Genomic DNA, 1,595 nt, shown 5'->3' with positions numbered 1-1,595 from the left:
GTCTAATTATGTTTTTATCCGATCAACTTTGGGATAGTTCATGGTTAGTAGCAGATAGAAGTATGATAGGTAAAATCTTACATATTGTTACCGGTTATATTGCAAGACCTAACGGGCTACAAGTACTGGCTTATTTTACTACTATATTACTGATAAATATTTTCATACAAATAAAATTAAGATATTCCAAAAATAACTTAATATCAGTACAAAAAAATGAATCAAATTAATTTTATCAAAGAGAACAATTAAATTAAATATGTTAAAATTTTTATCAGAAATTGGTCCGGTAATAGCATTTTTTGCAGGCTTTTTTTATGGAGGCGGTATACAACACGCTACTCTTTATATGCTTATTACCTCTGTTATTTGTATTACCCTTTGTTATGTTATAGATAAGAAAGTATCCAAGCTTTCTATTATTTCTACGACTGTTTTATTAGTTTCGGGAAGTATTACTTTAATTAGCGGCGATTCAATGTATATAAAAATCAAACCTACTATATTATATGTTATTTTTGGAATAATATTTCTCATGAGCGGTATAAGAAAAAATCCTTTTATCAAATATGCTTTAGAGAGTATAGTACGTCTTAAAGAAGAAAGTTGGATAACCTTAAGCTATAGAACAGCGGCTTTTTTCTTTTTTATGGCTGTAGTTAATGAAGTAGTTTGGCGTAATTGCTCAGATGAAACATGGGTAAAATTCAAAGTATTCGGTGTAATACCTATTACTTTTATATTTATTTTACTGCAATTACCTCTTTTATTAAAGAATAAATTACCGGATAGTAAGATATGATATATAATACCTTACTATTTTTACTTTATGTCATTACCGCGTAGGTGTTGTTGCATGGACCGGTAAAATCCACTGTGTCACCCTGTGGCTTGACAACAGGGTCCATACAAACAATTTAAAATACTAATATTAGTATTTTAAGCTGGATCCCACGATCAAGTCGCGGGATGACACAGGATCCCTGCTTTCACAAAGATAACACCGATGACTTTTTAAAAAGTGTCCGGTACTATAATAAACAAACAGTTAATTCTTAAACAAATACAATCTTTTTAAAAATCGTAGGGTACTATTGTTATGATATTACGAGTTCTAATTTTTATAGCTCTTTCTTTTAGTCTATCTGCTTGTTTACCTGCTATTTTTACCGCAGCAACCACTACCGGCATTGTTGCTTCAAAAGATCAACCAATATCTGAAACATTAAATGATTCAAGGATTTCTGCCAGCATTAAAGCTGATTTAGTAAAAAATAATTTTAGAGATTTAGGTGCTAAAATAAAGGTTGAAGTATCACAAGGAAGAGTATTATTAACAGGAAATATTCAAAAAGAATCTGATGCGTTAAAAGCCGTAGAAATTGCTTGGAATCAAAAAAGCGTAAAAGAAGTTATTAATGAGTTGAAAGTAAATAAAAACAGTAATCATTTTGACTTAGCCCAATATACTAAAGATAGTATGATAACCACACAAATTAAAGCTAAAAATTTAGTCAGAAAAGACATTAAATTTGCTAATTATACTATTCTAACTATAGATAATATAGTTTATTTATTTGGAGTTGCAAGATCAG

General features: G+C 29.5%; 3 protein-coding genes. All 3 read left to right on the top strand.

The features are described from left to right. Window positions 1-230, top strand: a 230-nt coding sequence (locus tag BG75_RS09720) for an FTR1 family protein (protein ID WP_252903618.1), incomplete at its 5' end; no start/stop codon positions are given. 29 nt (window positions 231-259) lie between these two features. Then, window positions 260-802, top strand: coding sequence for a septation protein A (locus BG75_RS03280; protein WP_012150739.1), 543 nt, complete (start codon window positions 260-262; stop codon window positions 800-802). Between the two features lie 297 nt (window positions 803-1,099). After that, window positions 1,100-1,595 (top strand): BON domain-containing protein (locus BG75_RS03275; protein ID WP_252903617.1); only part of this gene is annotated, 496 nt, incomplete at its 3' end.

It is taken from the genome of Rickettsia endosymbiont of Proechinophthirus fluctus (assembly GCF_001602635.1).
Classification (GTDB): Bacteria; Pseudomonadota; Alphaproteobacteria; order Rickettsiales; family Rickettsiaceae; genus Rickettsia; species Rickettsia rickettsii.
This window is presented reverse-complemented; position numbering and strand designations above follow the sequence as displayed.

Bases quoted from the DNA above. Each gene is read 5' to 3' on its own strand.
- BG75_RS03280 (WP_012150739.1), top strand. From the start codon at position 260: ATGTTAAAATTTTTATCAGAAATTGGTCCGGTAATAGCATTTTTTGCA.